This window comes from Helicobacter sp. 11S02629-2 (genome assembly GCF_002272875.1).
Lineage (GTDB): Bacteria > Campylobacterota > Campylobacteria > Campylobacterales > Helicobacteraceae > Helicobacter_I.
Genome location: NZ_MLAN01000004.1, coordinates 1 through 18,164 on the forward strand (window position 1 = coordinate 1; position 18,164 = coordinate 18,164).

19 protein-coding genes and 1 pseudogene are annotated in these 18,164 nt (G+C 35.9%); 3 read left to right on the forward strand and 17 right to left on the reverse strand.

The genetic code is table 11. The features are described from left to right. From BKH40_RS03450 to BKH40_RS03475, 6 genes and pseudogenes are all read right to left on the reverse strand, one after another. Positions 1 to 1,036: pseudogene (locus BKH40_RS03450) on the reverse strand (cache domain-containing protein); the annotation flags it as partial. Then, positions 1,024 to 1,341 carry a hypothetical protein gene (locus tag BKH40_RS03455; RefSeq protein ID WP_095276995.1) on the reverse strand — a complete coding sequence of 106 codons (318 nt, stop codon included), beginning with the start codon at positions 1,339 to 1,341 and terminating at the stop codon, positions 1,024 to 1,026. The gene BKH40_RS03455 and the pseudogene BKH40_RS03450, both read right to left, overlap by 13 nt. Positions 1,342 to 1,636: 295 nt before the next feature. Next, positions 1,637 to 2,878, reverse strand: a complete 1,242-nt coding sequence (locus tag BKH40_RS03460) for a hypothetical protein (RefSeq protein WP_095276997.1) — start codon at positions 2,876 to 2,878, stop codon at positions 1,637 to 1,639. Between the two features lie 87 nt (positions 2,879 to 2,965). Continuing rightward, positions 2,966 to 4,300, reverse strand: coding sequence for a hypothetical protein (locus tag BKH40_RS03465; protein WP_095276999.1), 1,335 nt, complete (start codon positions 4,298 to 4,300; stop codon positions 2,966 to 2,968). Continuing rightward, positions 4,293 to 4,976 (reverse strand): CheB methylesterase domain-containing protein, encoded by a 684-nt coding sequence (locus BKH40_RS03470; protein WP_095277000.1) that lies wholly within the window; start codon positions 4,974 to 4,976, stop codon positions 4,293 to 4,295. Before BKH40_RS03470 ends, BKH40_RS03465 begins: the two co-directional genes overlap by 8 nt. Before the next feature lie 56 nt (positions 4,977 to 5,032). Next, on the reverse strand, positions 5,033 to 5,872 hold the full coding sequence (locus tag BKH40_RS03475) for a protein-glutamate O-methyltransferase CheR (protein ID WP_095277002.1): 840 nt from the start codon (positions 5,870 to 5,872) through the stop codon (positions 5,033 to 5,035). 59 nt (positions 5,873 to 5,931) lie between these two features. Between BKH40_RS03475 and BKH40_RS03480 the strand changes: the two genes are divergently transcribed. Beyond that, positions 5,932 to 6,702 carry a pyridoxine 5'-phosphate synthase gene (locus BKH40_RS03480; RefSeq protein WP_095277004.1) on the forward strand — a complete coding sequence of 257 codons (771 nt, stop codon included), beginning with the start codon at positions 5,932 to 5,934 and terminating at the stop codon, positions 6,700 to 6,702. Between the two features lie 178 nt (positions 6,703 to 6,880). On the opposite strand, the gene BKH40_RS03485 is transcribed toward BKH40_RS03480, so the two are convergent. The 8 genes from BKH40_RS03485 to xseB form a co-directional block, all read right to left on the reverse strand. Continuing rightward, the gene (locus tag BKH40_RS03485; RefSeq protein WP_095277006.1) at positions 6,881 to 7,600 is read right to left on the reverse strand and encodes an outer membrane beta-barrel protein; all 720 of its coding nucleotides are present in this window, start codon (positions 7,598 to 7,600) and stop codon (positions 6,881 to 6,883) included. Between the two features lie 424 nt (positions 7,601 to 8,024). Then, a complete protein-coding gene (gene flhB, locus BKH40_RS03490; RefSeq protein WP_095277007.1) occupies positions 8,025 to 9,122 on the reverse strand; it encodes a flagellar biosynthesis protein FlhB in 1,098 nt (365 codons plus the stop codon). Further along, entirely contained in the window at positions 9,112 to 9,795 is a 684-nt protein-coding gene (locus BKH40_RS03495) for an NTP transferase domain-containing protein (RefSeq protein ID WP_095277009.1), read from the reverse strand. Before BKH40_RS03495 ends, flhB begins: the two co-directional genes overlap by 11 nt. 10 nt (positions 9,796 to 9,805) lie before the next feature. Then, positions 9,806 to 10,555, reverse strand: coding sequence for a 4-hydroxy-tetrahydrodipicolinate reductase (gene dapB, locus BKH40_RS03500; protein ID WP_095277011.1), 750 nt, complete (start codon positions 10,553 to 10,555; stop codon positions 9,806 to 9,808). 85 nt (positions 10,556 to 10,640) lie between these two features. Beyond that, the gene (trxB, locus tag BKH40_RS03505) at positions 10,641 to 11,612 is read right to left on the reverse strand and encodes a thioredoxin-disulfide reductase (protein WP_095277013.1); all 972 of its coding nucleotides are present in this window, start codon (positions 11,610 to 11,612) and stop codon (positions 10,641 to 10,643) included. A gap of 16 nt (positions 11,613 to 11,628) precedes the next feature. Further along, positions 11,629 to 11,946 carry a thioredoxin gene (gene trxA / locus BKH40_RS03510; protein WP_095228931.1) on the reverse strand — a complete coding sequence of 106 codons (318 nt, stop codon included), beginning with the start codon at positions 11,944 to 11,946 and terminating at the stop codon, positions 11,629 to 11,631. 44 nt (positions 11,947 to 11,990) lie between these two features. After that, positions 11,991 to 12,800 carry a carbon-nitrogen hydrolase family protein gene (locus tag BKH40_RS03515; protein WP_095277015.1) on the reverse strand — a complete coding sequence of 270 codons (810 nt, stop codon included), beginning with the start codon at positions 12,798 to 12,800 and terminating at the stop codon, positions 11,991 to 11,993. Between the two features lie 44 nt (positions 12,801 to 12,844). Further along, a complete protein-coding gene (gene xseB / locus BKH40_RS03520) occupies positions 12,845 to 13,042 on the reverse strand; it encodes an exodeoxyribonuclease VII small subunit (RefSeq protein WP_095277016.1) in 198 nt (65 codons plus the stop codon). A 114-nt stretch (positions 13,043 to 13,156) separates the two neighbouring features. Between xseB and rpmE the strand changes: the two genes are divergently transcribed. Both rpmE and rsmI read left to right on the forward strand, forming a co-directional pair. Further along, the gene (gene rpmE / locus BKH40_RS03525) at positions 13,157 to 13,360 is read left to right on the forward strand and encodes a 50S ribosomal protein L31 (RefSeq protein WP_095228926.1); all 204 of its coding nucleotides are present in this window, start codon (positions 13,157 to 13,159) and stop codon (positions 13,358 to 13,360) included. 12 nt (positions 13,361 to 13,372) lie between these two features. Beyond that, on the forward strand, positions 13,373 to 14,197 hold the full coding sequence (gene rsmI / locus BKH40_RS03530) for a 16S rRNA (cytidine(1402)-2'-O)-methyltransferase (RefSeq protein ID WP_095277018.1): 825 nt from the start codon (positions 13,373 to 13,375) through the stop codon (positions 14,195 to 14,197). A gap of 74 nt (positions 14,198 to 14,271) precedes the next feature. On the opposite strand, the gene BKH40_RS03535 is transcribed toward rsmI, so the two are convergent. Genes BKH40_RS03535 through tyrS form a run of 3 tightly spaced genes read right to left on the reverse strand, consistent with a single transcriptional unit; the run spans position 14,272 to position 18,154 of the window. Further along, positions 14,272 to 15,816 carry an N-acetylmuramoyl-L-alanine amidase gene (locus BKH40_RS03535; protein WP_095277020.1) on the reverse strand — a complete coding sequence of 515 codons (1,545 nt, stop codon included), beginning with the start codon at positions 15,814 to 15,816 and terminating at the stop codon, positions 14,272 to 14,274. Between the two features lie 3 nt (positions 15,817 to 15,819). Then, entirely contained in the window at positions 15,820 to 16,911 is a 1,092-nt protein-coding gene (locus tag BKH40_RS03540) for a nitronate monooxygenase (RefSeq protein WP_095277199.1), read from the reverse strand. 19 nt (positions 16,912 to 16,930) lie between these two features. Continuing rightward, positions 16,931 to 18,154 (reverse strand): tyrosine--tRNA ligase, encoded by a 1,224-nt coding sequence (tyrS, locus tag BKH40_RS03545; RefSeq protein ID WP_095277021.1) that lies wholly within the window; start codon positions 18,152 to 18,154, stop codon positions 16,931 to 16,933. Between the last annotated feature and the right edge of the window lie 10 nt (positions 18,155 to 18,164).

An 18,164-nucleotide genomic window follows, 5' to 3' on the forward strand; every position in this document is an offset into this window, starting at 1 on the left:
CATTTTGCATAGACTGAGTTATCTCTTCTATAGCAGTAGCAGATTGTTCTAAAGAAGAAGCTTGTGCATTAGAGCTAGTTGATAGATTAGTAATTTGTGTATTTAGCTTTTTAGCTTCTTCATTAAGTAAAGAAGCAAAGCTTAAAGAACTTTTTAACATCTTTCTTATTTCTTCTCCTAAGGCATTAGTTACTCTTTCTACACTACCTTTATTAGCTATATTACCTTTATCATCTAATACAGAAGTAGAGAAGTCTAATCTAAGATAGCTATCAAATACTCTTTCTATTTCATTCATATTACTTCCTATCTTAGTTTCTAATACATCTAACATATTATTAAGTACATCTTTAAGTTCTAGTAATTGAGGATTAGCAGGGTTTTTAGTTATACGTATACTTAGATTACCTTCTTCTATAGTCTTAGCTACTTCTAGGGCTTGTGATACTGCTGAAGAGTCTTTGGAGAGAGAAGATTGGATATTAGTAATATTAGAGTTTATTACATTAGCCATTATTTTAAATTCATCTTTTAGTTTCTTATCTAGTAGCTTCATATTACTTACTTCATTTTTATTTAAAGAAGTAAAGAAGTTAGTTAGAGAATCTTTTATATAAGTTATAGAACCTACTATGTATTTATAAAAGAGTATGCCTGCTATTAGAGAGCATATAACAAGGATGATAAATGTAATTATTAGATTAATCCAAAAGGAGTAGAGCATCTTTTGTTTGATGGGGGTCATCAAAGCGTCTAGATGATGTTGTAAGTCATCTGTGTAGACTCCAGTTGAGATATACATGCCATTGGTATTTGGGATTAAGGTAGCATAAGAAAGTTTTGGAGCAAGTGAACTGCTGCCATCTCTATTATACTTATTCCATACATAAGAGACTGTGCCGCCACCTCCTTGTGCTGCCTCATCTAGTTTACGGAATAAATACACACCATTAGAATCTTTTACATCTTTAACATCTTTTCCTACAAGACTAGCATCTGGGTAAACAAGGATGGTAGTGCCTTTTACAACAAAATAGTAGTTTTCTTCACTGCTATTTTGGAGGTTAGAGTTCCCCCCCCCCCCATTCGTATATCTGAGATGGCTTTAGATATCAAAGCTATTTGATCATTTGTATCCATGCCCTTAACTAATGCACCTAAAGAATCAGCTATAGAGTCTGTAGAAGTCTTTAAAGTCTTAGTAGTGTTTTGGTAGTAAGTCTGCGTAAAACCATTTTCAAAAAGCTTTATTTGATGCTCGCTATTGTAAAAAAACAGTACAAACACAACTATAAAAACTATAAATATAAAAGACATAAACGCCATAAGTTTTATACGCATAGACCTACCACCCCTTTTTGATTGTAAAGATGAAATTAGTTTAACTTAAGTTAACCATTATAAAAAAAGATCATTCTATCTTCAATACAAGGTAAATGTGAGAGGGATTTGAAAAATCATTACTTAAACTATAAAAATATAGCAAGATAAGTTACTTTTATATACAAAAAATGTGGATTATAAGGAAGGGATGATATAAAAACAGTAAGACCAAGACTATCAAGCACTAGATTCTTAATCTAAATCTAGTGCTTAAAATCAAAAAGATGCGACTATAAAAACTCTATAAGCTTAATTAAAACTTAAACTTAGTAAAGGCTAAGACGTTAAGTTTATCTGCTGCATTAAAGCCTGTAGCTACTACACCAGCTCCAACACTCCAGTTGATTTTGTCTTGATTGATTACCTGCCAGTTTAACACAGCTGAAGCCTCATGGTAGTTACCACCTGCGTATAATAAGTCAAAGTTTAAAGTCTTACTTAGCATAAAGCCACCAAAGACATACCATGTGCTAACACCTGCATTTAGGTAAGCTCTACTTAAAGTGTTACCACTTAAGCCAACTGGACTAAAGAACTGCCCATAAAATCTTGTCCTATCATTAAGCGATACAACGCCTTTGTTGCCTATGTACATATAACCAGCACCTAGTTTAAACATATCCATGAATGTAAACTCTTGATCTATCCAGTACATCATGCCAAAGTCGTTATCAACACCTATGCTGTTTTGCCAAAGTGTTCTAAAAGTAGTCATCGACATAACACTTGACTTATCACCTAGCTTTAAAGAAGCCCTAACTCCAGCTTGTGCTAAAGGTGCGTTAAAAGCACCTTGTCTCATCCAGTAAGCTCCATAAGGGTTAATACTTACCATATCAGCTATATTAAAATCTAAACCACCAGCAAAGATATTTCTTTGGAAGAAGTTTCCAAAGTTACCAAGTGTAGTGTTATAAGGCGCAAAAGCACTTAAGCCTGAGCCAAACTTACCAAAGTCAGAGTTAAACTCAGGTGAAAGGTTATAGCCTGTGTTTAACCAGTCATTGATATAAGTACCCCAGATACCAAAGTTTTGACTTTGATAGTTAAAAGCTATACCTTGGTTAAAACCGCCTATCCAGTCTGCTGTGTTTAAAACATCATTAACGTTATATCTACCAAGGACTAGTTTGAAGTCTTTAGAATCATACTTAAAGTAAAGATCTGAAAGATCTATAAAAGGCTTATTATAAATATTATCAAAAGAGTAGCCTTTAGTGCCTACTAAAGCATTTCTGTTATATGGTGAGAAAGCTGCTAGTGCACCAACTCCTAAGTGGACATTATCAAAAGCAAAGTCGCCTGCTATATGACCGCTTATACCGGCATAGCTTGACTGACGAGTGCCATCACCATAGTTAACTGCGTTTCCATTTCCAAATCCTAGGTCGCCAAAAGCACCCACATACCCGTTATAGTTAAAGTCCACAGCACTCGCTGCCCCAAGACCTAAAGCACCAACTAAAGCAATAGAAGCCATTATCTTTTTTGTCATATCTATATCCTTCATTCTAAAATTGCCACTTCAAAGTTGCATTCAAGATAATATCGGCATTTAAAGGACAAACTGTAAAGATGGAATCTAAAAAGTTAGCTTAGTAAAAGCCATAAGGGCATTATTATCATCTGAAATATGTTTTAAAGAAAAGCTTAGCTTTGAAAGACTAGCGTAAGAGTAAGCAAGACCTGCATCTAAAGATAGACGTTTTATGCCTTCTACTTTTAAAGTATAAAGCTTATAGCTTAAAGCAAGTGAAAGCTCTTTATAAGTGCCAAAGGCAGCTAGTGCTTGAAGGCTAAGGCGTGAAGTGCTAGCCTTTGCAAAAAGATAGCCTGTTATACTGCCAGTTTTAAAGTAGTCTATGCCGTTTAGATACTTACCATAAAACCTTGTGCTATCACTTAGTGCAAAGATGCTTTGACTTGCACTTTGTGCGCCTTTCCCAAGATTAGGCATAGCTATAGAAGCTAAAAAGCCCCCTCCTAGTTCAAACGCAAAAGCACGGTAGTAAAAGCTAAAAGCTTCATCAAACACTATAAGAGTAGCAAGGCTAGGGCTAAGCATGGAGTAAGATTCTAAGTTGTTAGCTTGAAAAAGCACATCTAGTCTAGTTAAAGAAAAGCTTGTGAGGCTAAAGTCAAACTTATAAGCACTCTTTAGCCCAGCTTGAACTAAAGGCTTAAAGTAGCTAGTCCCAAGGCTACTTAAATCATGTGTATTAAAAAGCACCCATGGGCTTATATAAAAGCCCTTATAAGAGAAGTTACCACCAAGACTAAGTATCTCTCCTCCTATAAAAGTGTCTTTTGAAGTGGGATTAAAAGGCTTTAAAGTTGTCATAAAAGAGCCTATACGACCCGCTAAGATTCCAGTTTGCAGATAAGAGTTTATATAGTTTAAGTAGATATTGGAGTTTTTAAACGCGTAGTTTATACTAGCCCCTTGTAAGGGACCATATATAAAGTCATTATCAAAAGCTAGCTTAGTAGTTTTTATATCTTCTAGGGCGTAGCGACCAGCAACTACTGTGAGATTAGAGTTTATATATCTAAAGTAGGCATTTAGCACATCTTGCCTACTTTGATAGCCAAAGTGAGTATTACTTACATCAAATAAGTATTCATTATAAGGGAAGATATTCCAAGCACCAAGCACTCCAAGTCCTACTTGATAGTTATCATAGATATCTAACTTGCCAGTTACAGAAGTACTAAGTCCTAAAAAAGTATTATTAACCCCAAAGTTAGTGGCAAAAAGGCTACCTAAGTGACCTTGCAAGCTAAGGCTTAAGATCTTATTTTTATACACTGTAGGCTTGTGATTAAAACTAGATTCTTTACTTTGGTTTTTAAGCGTATCTGCTTGTGCGAACAAAAAGCTAAAAACTAGGAGGGTAAGTGCAAGCCTTTTAGTCATCTTGCCCTTTCTGAAGTGCAAAAGTCTTTTTGCTACTAAGTGCTACTATCCTTGCTGGAATCTTATCAAGTGGAAGTATCTCTCTAACCGCACCAGCTTCTATTGCCTTTTTTGGCATACCAAAAACAACGCAGCTTTTTTCATCTTGGGCTATGGTATAAGCACCATTATCAAAAAGCTCCTTCATGCCTATACTGCCATCATCCCCCATGCCTGTAAGTATGATAGCTAGAGTGTTTGCCCCACTTACGTTATTAGCAGATCTAAAAAGTATATCTACGCTTGGCTTATGCCTAGAGATTCGCCTTTCATCAAAGGGCTTTACTATATACTTACCCGCCTCAATGCCTATTAGCACGTGGCAGTCTCCTGAGGCTACATAAACTGAGCTTGGCTGAAGCACCATCTTTTCAGTTACTTCATATACATCCATCTCTGAGTTAGCATTTAGTCTTTGCACCAAAGAGGCTGAGAAAGTTTTAGGTATATGCTGGACTACTACTATAGGAGGGAGGCCACGAGGAAGCTTGGAAAATATACTATTAAGCGCTTCTGTGCCACCAGTTGAAGAGCCTATAACTATTAACTTATCTTTTGGTGCTATGGCTGGTTTACTAGGAAGCACAGTATCTGGATGATGCTTTTCTTCCACTAAGTAAGGAGTTTTGTTTTTCATATATAATCTCTTTTAAAAGGCATACACCCTGCCCTAAGTTTTGTAAAAGCTTGCATTTAAAGATCGCGTTTTATAAAAGTCTTATTGCCAAGTCTTTCTACCTTATACCCTAAGGCTAATACATCTTCAGAGTGCCCAAGATACAAAGTGCCGCCGGGCTTTAAGACGCCAAGCAGTCTTTCTAAGATAGCTTCTTGGTCGTGAATCTTAAAATAGATTAGAACATTGCGACAAAAAACTATATCAAAATCATTTGAAGGAAAAGGATAGTGTTTATTATAAAGATTTAAAGGCTGAAAGGTTATAAGGCTTTTAAGGCTTGACTTTGCATCTAGCTCTAGCGTGCCATCACCTTGCTTTTTAACATCAAAGTACTTATCTAGCTCTACCCAAGAAGGAATCTTATTAAGCCTAGTATCTAGAGTATAGTGCCCTTTTCTAGCAAGCTCAAGCATATTAGTATCTATATCAGTTGCGATTATCCTAATAGAAGAGTTTGACTTATAAAGACTTTTAGCATAAAGACAAGTTGCAGCTATAGAGTAAGGCTCTTCCCCCGAAGAAGAAGCAGAACAAAAGATCTTAACTGGGAGACTTTCTCTCATAAGTATGTTAAGCGACCTATCTATCATGTCATCAAAGTGATAGCTTTCGCGGAAAAAGTCAGTTTTGTTGGTAGTAAAACTATTAATAAAAGCTTGTCTTAGTGCGAGGTTGCTTCTTATACTTTTTAAAAGCTGAGGGATAGAATCTATATCCTTAGCCTCCTTAGTCCTTAAAAGCGCTGTAAGTCTGTTTTTTATCATAGTTTGTTTTGTGTCATTTAGGTAGATACCACAAAACTCATACAAAGCGTTCTGGACCTCTTTTAACTCAGTATTACTAATCTGTAACATTTAGGGGCTCTTTATGTGTTTTTTACTATTCTATCACAAACGATTGCAAAGGAGGCACCATGAGACTAGGCATAAACATAGATCATATAGCAACTTTAAGAGAGGCTAGAAAAACCAACCAGCCTGACCCACTAGAAGCAGTCTTTATCTGCGAAAAAGCCGGGGCTAACCAGATAACTATGCACTTAAGAGAAGATAGACGCCATATGAATGACTTCGACTTAAAACGCATCATAGAATCTTCTTTCTTACCAGTAAATCTAGAATGTGCACTAGATCACGACATACTAGATATGGCTTGTAGCTTAAAGCCTGCACGCGTTACTTTAGTGCCTGAAAAAAGAGAAGAAGTTACAACTGAAGGAGGGCTAAGGTTAGATTCTAAGCTTAAGACTCCTATAAAAAAGCTTCAGGATGCAGGTATAGAAGTAGCCCTTTTTATAGATCCTAGTTTTGATTCTATCTTTCAAGCTTGTGAGTTAGAAAGTAACGCTATAGAGCTTCACACTGGAAGGTATGCAAACTTAAGCTTAGAGCTTTTTACCAACCTTAAAAGAACTCATAACGCACTTAAGCTAAATGCCACAAAGGCTAATCTTGAAGATGAGTTAACTGTGCTAAAACTAGCAAGCAAAAAAGGTCTTGATCTTGGGCTTAAAGTCTATGCAGGGCATGGGCTAAACTACCAAAACACCCAAGCTATAGTTGACATAAAAGAGATAGAAGAGTTAAATATAGGTCATAGCATCATAGCGCGTGCTGTCTTTGTAGGGCTACCTCAGGCTATAAAAGAGATGAAAGAGATATGTGGAAGTGATGGGAGATTTTAGTACTTTTTGTGCTTAAAAGACTTTAGATTCTAAAAGATGAGTGTTTTTAGGGATGAAAGCTTTAGGGCTTTTATAAGTTGTGGAATCTAAGATTCCACAACATAACAAAATATAAAAAAAGCAAAGCTTACATAACAAAGCTTTAAGACCTTAAAAAGACTTAGAAGCTTTTATAAAACTAGAACATATAGCTATAGCCAACTTGGATGATGTAGTTTCTTAAAGTAGCTTGTGCTTTATCACTTCCAAATGCATTTTTATCTGAAGCTTTTATATCTGTGCCAAGTAGAGGGATTTTCGCGCCTAGCTTTACAACTTGGTGCTCTCCTAAGTTCATACTTACACCTACATTTAAAGGTAAAGCAAAGCTATTACCAGCAAACTTAATAGTTTGACTGTCGCTTCCTTCACCAGGAACTAAGATAGTGCTTTTCATATCTATGCTAAAGTTTGAAAACCCTGCTCCTAGACCTACATAAGCTCCAAACATATCAGTTACGTTATAGAAGAAGTCAACATTAGCAGCTACTAGGTGGTTGAAGTTTATTGTTTCAAATGTTTGGGTTGCCTTAGTAGATCCGCTAGTACCTTCTACACCATTACTAAGTGAGATTGCATTAGTTTTGCTTGCAAAGCTTTGAGAGAAGTTATAGCTTAGGTAGTATCTTAGTCCCATTTTAGGAGTAAAGTTTTGTTGATAACCTGCATCTAGACCTAGCACATAGCCAACGCCTGTATCTGGCAGCATACTTTTATTATCTTTAAGTTCATTAAGATAGCTTGGAGTAGTTATAGCAAGACCAGCATTAGCCCCTACAAATACACCACTTTTTGCATAACTTGCAGAACCTAAAGCTAATGCCAAACATACTGCGCTTAATAAGACTTTCTTCTTCATTCATAAATCCCTTATATTTAAAAATTAATAGAGATTAAACCAAAACTAAAAAGTAGGGTTTAAAATCATAAAGTTAATGTATTCAAAAAAAAAAAAAACGCAAGCCCTCACACGTAAAAAAGGAAGTATTTTTATCTTTTTTACTTATCAGTAAATATTTATTAAAGTAATCTTGATATTTATAGCTTTTTATGAAGAAATGTTGATATTTTACTAACTACTTTTAACTAAATGAAGGGCTATTATATTTTGCTTCTATAAGAGTTTAAGGGTTGCACAGTTACTTTTTTATTAGCCTAATTTTATCTTGATGCTAGGAGATAAAAAGTCAACTTGGCAATCTTTAAATTATCATTATAAGACTTATGCAATCAAGTCATAGCAAGCATATATTTAAAAATGCCCAAAACAAAGCTATATTAAACTAATGCTTCTTTTTAATGTTTTTCATAAAGTTTGGTGTTTTGCCTTTGGCTTGTTCAAGCTTTGCTACTTCATGGAAAAGGATGACTACGGCTTCAAACATAGTAGTAGGTATAGTCCTTGAGACATCTACTACCCTATAGAGTTCGCGCGCTAGGGGTGGGTCTTCGATGATTTCTATGTCATGCTCTCTTGCTATGCCTTTTATGCGTATAGCTAGATTATCTATACCTTTTGCTACTACAACTGGGGCTGGGTCTTTGTCCCCATCAAAGCGCAAGGCTACGGCATAGTGGGTTGGGTTAGTAACTACGACGTTTGCAGTAGGGATAGCCGCCATCATCTTACTCATGGCATTTTTCATCATAAGCTGGCGGATTTTAGCTTTTACTTCTTGGTTACCTTCTTGCTGTTTAAACTCATCTTTTACTTCTTGCTTGCTCATCTTTAAAGACTTCATATACTGAAAGCGTTTTACTAAAAAATCTATCGTTGCCATGACTAAAAATATAAAAAGAAGCACGCCTATAAGTATCAAAGCTTTATCATAAAACCAGTGGGTTTGCACATAAAGATTACTCCTTGCAATGCCCGGCAAGTCTTTTAAAAAACCTAAAAATATAAAAAATGCCACTACAAAGGCTATGGATACTTTAAGGGTGATTAAGATTCCATCTAGTAGCTTTTTAAGAGAGAAAACGTTTTTCATACCCTTTATGGGGTCTATCTTTTCTAACTTTGGCGTAAGTACTTTAAAGCTTAGTAAAAAGCCAATCTGTGCTACGTTACCAACTACGCCTGCTACTACTAAGGCTGCAAAAAAAGGCAAAGTTGTGATGGCTAGGACTTTAAAGCCCATCAAAGCTAGACCATAGATATTCATCTCTGTAAAGTCAAGTCCAAAAAGGCTTACAACTTGTGTATAGAGTTTTTTAAACTCAGACACCCAAAAAGGAAAGATGACAAAAAGCACTACAAAACTAACCACTAACCCTATAAAGCCAACTAGCTCAGGGCTTTTAGAAACACTTCCTTCTTCCCTAGCCTTTTGGATCTTTCTAGCACTGGGGGCTTCTGTCTTTTCTGCATCATCTGCCATGAGTGCCGCCTTTAGTTTTTGCGTGTAGTTTTAGGGCTTCTTTATAGCTAGCCTCAGTGTTCATATTAAAAAACTCTGCTTCATCTTTTATATTTATGTATTCAAACTTAAGACTTTTTAAAAGCAAACCTAGCTTATAGTCTCCTTTTATAAGACTTTGTTTTATAGAATCTAAACTACTTAGCTCCCACTTTGAAGGCAAAAAGTGATCTCTTAAGGGCGTTTTTATAAAGGCTTCTTTTTTGGAATCTAAAAGCTTTTGCAAGGTAGCCATACTTAAAAAAGGAGTATCCACACTCATAAACACACAAGGCGTTTGCAAGGCTAGCAAGCTAGCATAGATTCCATAAAGTGGTGAGTGAGTGGATCTTTTGATATGGGTGGTAGTGGCATTTGTATCTGTAGTTATGGAATCTAAAAAGTCTTTTTTTAAAACTTCACTTTCTACTATGAAGTTTATGCTTTTAGATTCTAAGTCTTTAGATTCTAAAAGTGGGTAAGTAGTATCTTTAAGACAAAGATAGACTTTACACCTTATGCCACTAGCTTTAAAACCTTCACTTAGCCTTTCATACTGATAAAGGCTTAAGGGCTTTTTTTCAAACTCACATAGGCTTTTATCAGCACCAAAACGTGAGCTTAGTCCCCCACAAAGTATCACAAGAGTAGACATGTAAGCCTTACTACTTAAAGATGTCTTTTATACTATAAAGCTTAGGAGGCTTATTTGCTATCCAGAGGGCACAGTCTAGGGCGCCATTAGCAAAAGCAAAACGTGAGGTTGCATAGTGGGTTAACTCTAAAAACTCCCCATCTCCATAGAATCCAACAGTATGCTTTCCATAGAGGTCTCCTCCTCTTAAGCTTTGCATACCTATATCGTTTTCTTTTCTTACACATATACCATCTCTACTTTTTACTAAGTGAGACTTATCAAGCTTTCTTGCTTCTAAAGCACTATCTGCTAGGCTTAAAGCTGTGCCAGAAGGCGCATCTTTTTTGTATTTATGATGCATCTCTAAGATCTCTATATCAAAGTTAGGAAGTTTTTTAGCAACCTCGCTTACTAGCTCATTTAAGACTAAAACACCTTTGCTCATATTGGTTGAGTAAAGTATAGGCATCTTAGTGCTAGCTGTGTTTATAAAATCCATAGTCGCAGCATCTAGTCCAGTAGTGCCTATGACTAAAGGCTTAGGCGTTATAAGTGCGTGCTCTACTAAAAGCTTAGTAGAAACTGGAGAAGAAAAATCTATAACTACATCAACAGATTCTAAAAACTCTTTATAGTCTGTAGTATCTATGCTTGAAGGAATCTGCCCTTCAACTAAAGCTTTAGCAAAAACTGCCTTAGTTTTATAGGTATCTTCTAAGCTTTCTCTTACTAAACTGCCAACTCTGCCGTATGCACCAAGTATGCCTATTTTTAACATGTGTTTATCTTTAAAATAATGAGATTAAGGCTAAAAGCCTTAAGAATCCTAACGTAAAAAGTTAGGATTTAAAGTAAGGGTAGGATTATATTTTGTGCTCAGTTTCTAAGTAAGGCGCAGAATGTGTAGTTTCAAGATAGTCTATAGCAGAAAGTGCGGCTGTTGCACCATCACCTGCAGCACAGACAACTTGTTTCTTAGCTTCTACTCTTATATCACCTGCAGCAAAAAGTCCCGGTATGTTTGTGTTCATATCAAGGTCTACTTTTATAGATCCCCACTGGTCACACTCACATAGCATGCTTTTATCTTCTTGAACTAAGATTCCATTATTAACTTCATAGCCTACGAAAACAAAGATTACTCCAGTATTAAGAGTGCTAACTTCATTAGTCTCTAAGTTTTTAAGCTTTAAAGAAGTTACTTCGTTACCATCTCCACATATCTCTTCTACAACATAAGGAATCATGAAGTTAATCTTTTCATTTTTCTCAGCATGCTCTAAAGTTACAGGAGCTGCTCTAAAGCCATTTCTTCTATGTATAAGATGTACTTTTGAAGCAAACTTAGTTAGATAGATAGCTTCTTCTAAAGCAGTGTCACCACCACCTAAAACTGCCACTTCTTTACCTTTGTGGAAGAAAGCATCACAAGTTGCACAAGTACTAACGCCTTTGCCCCAGTACTTATCTTCACCTTTTATACCTGTTCTTTTTGGTCTTCCACCAGTTGTGATGATAACTGCCTTAGCTGTGTAGTCTGTCCCATCGCTACAAAAGATCTTAAAAAACTTTCCATTTTTACTTACGCGGATAACCTCTCTTAGATTGTGAGTTAGACCGAATCTAAAACACTGCTCTTGCCAAGGCTCCATGAAGTCAAGTCCACTTTTTATCTCTTTTATACCTGGATAGTTTTCGATCTCGCTACTACCAGTTATCTGACCACCTGGCATACCTTTTTCAAAAAGAACCACATTCTTTACACCACCACGAGTAGCATAAAGTCCTGCAGTTAGTCCTGCTGGACCACCACCAATGATTGCTAAATCTATCATTATAGAACCTTAATTATTATAGTAAAGAGTTGATTTTATCTTGTATAACTTGTTTAGAAGTTGCACCAACTATAGTATCTTTCAACTCACCATTTACAAAAAATAGCATAGAAGGTATGCTTCTTATACCAAACTTCGCACCTAACTCTTCTTCTTCATCTGTGTTAACTTTGCAGATGTTTGCTTTTCCTGCGTACTCAGCAGCTAACTCATCAATTATTGGAGCTAACATTCTACAAGGTCCACACCAAGGTGCCCAGAAGTCAACCATAGAAACGCCATTTTTTACAACACTGTCAAAGTTATCTTTTTTTAACTCTATATATTTTCCCATTTTCAAATTTCTCCTAAAAAATAAATATGGCGAGGATTATAAAACTATTTAGTTAATGATTCTTTTTTAAAACTCCACTCATTTTTAACTTCCCTTAAAGTTTTAGAATCTAAATCTATGCAAAGCATGCCTTCTTTATCTCCTAACTCATTTATAATCTCACCGCCTAAAGCCGCCAAAGTGTTGCCATAAAACTCCCATATGTGCCCATCGCTATACTTTACACTTCCTACTTTATTAACCCTAAATATATAGCAGCTATTTAAAAAAGACCTTACTTTTATAAGCTCTTTCCATCTAGATTCTGACCCAAAAGTATTAGCACTTGGAAGTAAGATAGCATCAATGTCTGCATTTTTAAGCTTCAAAGTTAACTCATCAAAATGAAGCTCATAGCCAAATAAAAGGGCAAACTTAAAGCCATTAGCCTCAAAGACTAAAGGAGTTTTTAAAGAAGAAGTGCTGTTATCATAAAAGCTTGCTTCATCCCAGTGAGAGAAGTTTATAAGGCACTGCTGGGCGTAAAAGTAGTTCTTATTAGGAGTTATTAGTGCTATCTTTTTATAGATCTTATCTTTATTACCAGTAATAATTGGTGCTACTATATAGATGCTAAACTCTTTTGATATATCACTTAGTAAGGCTATTTTTTTATTACTATCATTAGTTATAACACCTTTTGCTGCGTTGTTTATCTCACTAAAAAAAAGATCTAAGACATACTCTCCTATAACCACTATAGAGTAAGCTGGGATTTGAGAAAAGTAGACTTTTAGTCTCTTCATATCTCCTACTTGGCTTAACTGCAAAAGGGCTACAGTGTTACTAAAACTTTCAAGTACAATCTTTTTCATCTCTCACTCACTTTTATATTTTGATTTTAAAAAGCCTACCTTGACTAATTGGTATTTGAAGATTTATCTAGTACATTTAGTTCAAGTTTTGCATTTTCTAGCAGACTTTGGGCTTTTTGGATGTAGTCTTTAGCACTTTTGTAAAGTTTTAAGCTTTCTTTTAAAGAGGTATCTTTATCACTCATCTTTTGTGCTATCTCATCTATCTTGGCACAATAGGTCTCAAAGTCTAATTTCTGCATAATAAAACTCCTTAATAATGCAAGATTCTAGCCTACAACTAGCTTCAAAAAAGCCAATTTTAAGTAAAACTTAGCAAGAATTGCAAGCTTACAATATGTTTAAGGAACTAAATCATGAAAAAAGACATTCATCCAAAATACGTACCTTGCAAAGTTACTTGCGTAACAAGCGGTAAAGAAATAGAAGTTCTAAGCACTAAACCAGAACTAAGAATAGATATATCTAGCTTTTGTCATCCCTTTTACACTGGAACTGACAAGATAGCTGATACTGCAGGAAGAGTAGAGAAGTTCAAACAACGCTACGCCAAAAAGTAAGTCTTTCTTCCATTGCTTACCTTCATCCCAACTCCTCTTGGGAACTTAAAAGATATCACGCTACGTGCCTTAAACGCCTTTGATGAATCTGAAATCTTACTCTGCGAAGATACAAGGGTCACAAAAAGACTTTTGTATCTTTTAAAAGAAGAGGGGCTTTTAAGATGTGAGCTTTCAAGTAAAAGTTTTTTAAGCTTTCACACTCATAATCAAGAAGAGTTTTTAACCAAACTAGAATCTAATCCTAACTTTTTTGATGCTAATATAGTCTACTCAGTTGATGCTGGCATGCCTTGTATTAGCGATCCGGGTGCTAGGCTTATAAGATATGCTATAGCTAACAAAGTGCCCTTTGAAGTCCTTCCAGGTAGCAGTGCCTTAACCCTCTCTTATGCACTAAGTGGTTTAGAATCTAGTTTTAAGTTCATAGGCTTTTTACCAAGCACGCAAAAAGCTAGGCTTGAAGCTTTGAAGATTCTAAGTGGGATTAATATACTTTATGAAAGCCCAAAGCGTATACTAGAACTAATGCGTGATATAGAATCTACTTTTAGTGATAGTAAAGTTTATGCTTATAAAGAGCTTACTAAACTTCATTTTAAAAGTTTTTGTGGCACTCCTAGCGAGGTTTTAGACTTAATGAAAAAGGCTAACTTAAATGGTGAGTGGTGTGTTGTCTTAGATATAAAACAAGCTACTAAATTTATAACTATAGATGAAAAAGAGCTTTTAGAACTAAGACTTCCCTTAAAAGACAAAGCCAAGCTTCTAGCTAAGCTTAGAGGCACTAGCCCAAAAGAGTGCTATGCATTTTTGGAATCTAAAAAAGAAAGCTAAACTAAAAAGGATATAACTTCCATTTAAGCTTTACTAGATACTAGAAGTATAAGCATGATGAGATGGCTTTAGTTTTAAGGATTTTTAGCAAAGTAGCTTCTTATGCCATTAGCTATACCTATGGCTAAAAGCTCTTGATAGCCGCTATCTATAAGGCGAGGAGCTTCTATGGGGTTAGAGTTATAGCCAGTTTCTATTAAAACTGAAGGCATAAGCGCTCCTGCTAGCACCCAAAAAGGACCTTCCCTAACTCCACCATCTACTACATCTTTATACTTAGTCCTAACTGACTTAAGTGCACCAAATTGTATATCGATTGCTAGTTTATTAGAAGCTACTAGGCGTTGTGAGTTTATAGTGCTTAAAAAGTAAGACTTAGAAAAGTAGTTCATAGTCGCAGTATCACCTTGGTTTTCTATATCAGCTACAGCTAGGGCGCGCTCTGTCCTTGCCGTACTTAAAAAGTAAGTCTCTATGCCTTTTGGAGTATCAGGCTTTCCTTTAGGTATGGAGTTAGCGTGGATTGAGACAAAAAGATCTGCTTTTATCTCATTAGCCATCTCAGTTCTTCTTCTTAGGTCTATAAAAACATCACTATCCCTAGTCATATAAACCACATAGCCTAGTCTATCTAGAATCCTAGCTAGCTTTTTACCTATAGCTAAAACTATAACTTTCTCACAAACCTTATCTATGCCAAAAGTCCCACAGTCCTTACCGCCATGACCCGGGTCTATAACTATGACTTTTTTCTTAAAGCCTTGAGGCAGCTTTTCATTATCTCTCAAAGTTGCTTTTGAGACAAGTATAGGCTTATCATGGGCAAAGGTGTTTAACTCTTTTGCAAACTGTGCACTTAAAGGAGTTATATAAACTGGCTTTCTTGGGACTTCATGGCTATGGCTTTCATGCTTGTGGGTATCTTTAGTGCTAGTGCTTTCTTGCTTTTTGGCTTGCTCTTTTTTTATCTCAGGCTTTTTTATCTCAAGCTTTTTTGGCTCAGCTTTATGAGGCAGGGTTTTATGGGCTTCAGACTTTTTTATCTCAGCTTTTTTTAATTCCTCTTTTTTGGCTTTTTGGGCGCTATCTTGCTCTTTTTTGAGATGTGCTTTTTCTTTTTCTTTTGTTAGATTATTTTGCTTGGCTTTTTCTTTATGAAGTTTTTCTTTATTAATTTTTTCTTTATTAAGTTTTTCTTGCTCGCCTTTTTCTTTTTTATTGGCCTCTATTGTAGCGGCTGCATTTTTAGCCTTCAAAGCAGGACTTGCTAACTCATCTTTTATCTCTATATAAAAGTACTTTCCACTTAGCCTATACTCATAGCTTGTAGTTTTTGTAAGCTTTATGGTAATTCTCAGTGTGTGTTTGTTGTGCTGGGTTAGTGTTATAGAAGAGTGGTTGGCAAACTTATAGTCTTTATTGCTAAAAGTAAGCCTTCCTAATATATCTATATAAATCTCTTTAGGATTTTTCCTATGGATTCTAATATTATTTTTAGTTAGGGTAGTACTAGCCTCAAGTCTTAGTGATGAACTTCCAAAAGGTACTGAGCCTACAAACTTTACATCATTTGCATACAGCCCGCAAAATAGTAAGACTACAAGCAGGATATAGCGCATCTATCATCTCTGAGTTAGTTCGTCTATTAGTTCTTTTACGCTTATAATCTTATCTATCTTATAACCATTAGCACCACTAAAATATAGACCCTCACGGAGATCTCCCATGTGCCCTTTTCCTAAACTATCAGCTATACAGTAACCTACTTTTTTAGCTTCCTCACCTCTATGGCAAGGTGTGACGCAGTTGCTTATACATTTAATCTTTGGCGCATTGCCTTCTTTTAGGCGACTTAAAACACCAGTATTTACAGCCCTTGCTGGATAGCCTACAGGAGACTTTATAAGCTCTATATCTTCTTGCTTTACATTAAGCATCAACTTTTGATAAGCCTTAGCATCACACTCAAAAGTCCCTAAGAATCTTGTCGCCATCTGAACGCCACTAGCACCCAAAGACATCATATTATCTATATCATTTCTATCCCAGATTCCACCGGCTGCAATTAAAGGTATATTACCCCATAGCTTAACCTCTTGGGCTATCTCAGGCACTAAGTGTTCTAACTGAAACTCTGGCTTAAAGCAGTCTTCATACTTAAAGCCTTGATGCCCACCACTTAAAGGTCCTTCAACCACTATAGCATCTGGTAGTCTTTTATATCTATCTCCCCATTTTTTGCATATAACTCTTAAAGCCCTAACTGAAGAAACTATAGGCACTAAAGCAACATCAGGGAAGTTTTTAGTAAACTCTGGCATATTTAAAGGAAGGCCTGCTCCTGTTACGATGATATTAGCCCCTGCCTCGCAAGCATCGCGAACTACCCTTCCATACTCATTAATCGCATATAGTATATTTGCACCAAGAGGCTTATCACCACAAAGCTTTCTAGCATTTTTAAAAATCTCCATCAATGCATGTTTAGAGTAGAAGTTGATAGCTTCAAAAGGCTTACTGTTTATGATCTTTTCAGTAAACTCCATCCTTTTATAGTAGCCAGTGCCAACTGCAGATATGATCCCTAAAGCTCCTTGTTTTGATACATTACCTGCTAGCTCATCCCAGCTTATACCTACTCCCATACCACCTTGAAATATCGGATAGCTAATCGTGTGCTTCCCTATGGTTAATGGTTTTAATACCTTTTTCATGTCACCTACCTTGCCTATATCACCTAATGTCATTATCAGTTATGTCAACTTTAATAAACTTTCTCTTTCCTATTTGCACAGTAAAACTCCCCTTAGTCATCTTAAGATTCTCATCACCTATCTTTTCTCCATCTATCTTTAAAGCACCAGCCTTTATATCGCGTCTGGCTTGGGAGGTAGAAGGCGTTAAACCTGCATCTACTAGGAGTTTACATATCCATATGCCTTCAGTAGATGTAAACACATCTAAGTCAGTTGGAATCTCATTTTTACTAAAAACATTATCAAAATTATTCTTTGCTTCTAAAGCTAAATCCTTATTATAGTAAGAGCTTACTAACTCTAAAGCAAGACTTTCTTTTGCAATCTTAGGGTGAAGTTTACCACCTTGTACATCATTTTTTAAAGCATTTATAGAGTCTAAATCTTTTGCACTTAAAAGTTCATAATATTTCCACATTAACTCATCGCTTATGCTTAGCACTTTGGCATACATATCATTAGGGCTATCTTGTAAAGCTATGTAGTTATTTAGACTTTTAGACATCTTTTGCTTGCCATCTAGCCCTTCTAAAAGCGGCATGGTTAAGATACTTTGTTCTTTTTTAGCCCCATAACTTCTTTGTAAGGTTCTTCCTACTAAAAGGTTAAATTTTTGATCATTTCCTCCAAGCTCAAGGTCACAATCTAGTGCTACAGAATCATAGCCTTGTAAAAGTGGATACATAAACTCAACTATACTTATAGGTTCATTTTCTTTAAAGCGCTTGCTAAAGTCATCTCTTTCTATCATCCTGGCTACAGAAAAGCGTGAGCTTAGCCCTAAAAAGCCAGCAGCATCCATCTTTGAAAGCCAAGTGCTATTAAAACAAACCTCTGTAAGTTTAGGATCTAAGATCTTAAAAACTTGGTCTTCATAAGTTTTAGCGTTTTGCAAAACTTCTTCTTTGCTTAAGGTTTTTCTAGTCTTACTTTTGCCAGTTGGATCACCTATCATGGCAGTAAAGTCGCCTATTAAGAACTGCACAAAACCACCATACTTTTGAAAAGTGGCAAGCTTTCTTAAAAGCACACTATGACCAAGGTGCAAGTCAGGGGCTGTTGGATCAAAGCCTGCTTTTACTTTGTATCTTTGATTTGTCTCATAGTACTTTGCGACTAAAGATTCTATGTAGTCTTCTCCTATGAAGTCTATAGCGCCTCTTTTAATCTCATTTAGTGCAAATCTTACCTTTGTATCCACAATGCCACGT

What these genes read in the sequence shown, in the direction of transcription:
- BKH40_RS03455 (WP_095276995.1), bottom strand. Translation starts at nt 1,341, where the DNA reads ATGCGTATAAAACTTATGGCGTTTATGTCTTTTATATTTATAGTTTTT.
- BKH40_RS03460 (WP_095276997.1), bottom strand. Translation starts at nt 2,878, where the DNA reads ATGACAAAAAAGATAATGGCTTCTATTGCTTTAGTTGGTGCTTTAGGT.
- BKH40_RS03465 (WP_095276999.1), bottom strand. Translation starts at nt 4,300, where the DNA reads ATGACTAAAAGGCTTGCACTTACCCTCCTAGTTTTTAGCTTTTTGTTC.
- BKH40_RS03470 (WP_095277000.1), bottom strand. Translation starts at nt 4,976, where the DNA reads ATGAAAAACAAAACTCCTTACTTAGTGGAAGAAAAGCATCATCCAGAT.
- BKH40_RS03475 (WP_095277002.1), bottom strand. Translation starts at nt 5,872, where the DNA reads ATGTTACAGATTAGTAATACTGAGTTAAAAGAGGTCCAGAACGCTTTG.
- BKH40_RS03480 (WP_095277004.1), top strand. Translation starts at nt 5,932, where the DNA reads ATGAGACTAGGCATAAACATAGATCATATAGCAACTTTAAGAGAGGCT.
- BKH40_RS03485 (WP_095277006.1), bottom strand. Translation starts at nt 7,600, where the DNA reads ATGAAGAAGAAAGTCTTATTAAGCGCAGTATGTTTGGCATTAGCTTTA.
- flhB (WP_095277007.1), bottom strand. Translation starts at nt 9,122, where the DNA reads ATGGCAGATGATGCAGAAAAGACAGAAGCCCCCAGTGCTAGAAAGATC.
- BKH40_RS03495 (WP_095277009.1), bottom strand. Translation starts at nt 9,795, where the DNA reads ATGTCTACTCTTGTGATACTTTGTGGGGGACTAAGCTCACGTTTTGGT.
- dapB (WP_095277011.1), bottom strand. Translation starts at nt 10,555, where the DNA reads ATGTTAAAAATAGGCATACTTGGTGCATACGGCAGAGTTGGCAGTTTA.
- trxB (WP_095277013.1), bottom strand. Translation starts at nt 11,612, where the DNA reads ATGATAGATTTAGCAATCATTGGTGGTGGTCCAGCAGGACTAACTGCA.
- trxA (WP_095228931.1), bottom strand. Translation starts at nt 11,946, where the DNA reads ATGGGAAAATATATAGAGTTAAAAAAAGATAACTTTGACAGTGTTGTA.
- BKH40_RS03515 (WP_095277015.1), bottom strand. Translation starts at nt 12,800, where the DNA reads ATGAAAAAGATTGTACTTGAAAGTTTTAGTAACACTGTAGCCCTTTTG.
- xseB (WP_095277016.1), bottom strand. Translation starts at nt 13,042, where the DNA reads ATGCAGAAATTAGACTTTGAGACCTATTGTGCCAAGATAGATGAGATA.
- rpmE (WP_095228926.1), top strand. Translation starts at nt 13,157, where the DNA reads ATGAAAAAAGACATTCATCCAAAATACGTACCTTGCAAAGTTACTTGC.
- BKH40_RS03535 (WP_095277020.1), bottom strand. Translation starts at nt 15,816, where the DNA reads ATGCGCTATATCCTGCTTGTAGTCTTACTATTTTGCGGGCTGTATGCA.
- BKH40_RS03540 (WP_095277199.1), bottom strand. Translation starts at nt 16,911, where the DNA reads ATGAAAAAGGTATTAAAACCATTAACCATAGGGAAGCACACGATTAGC.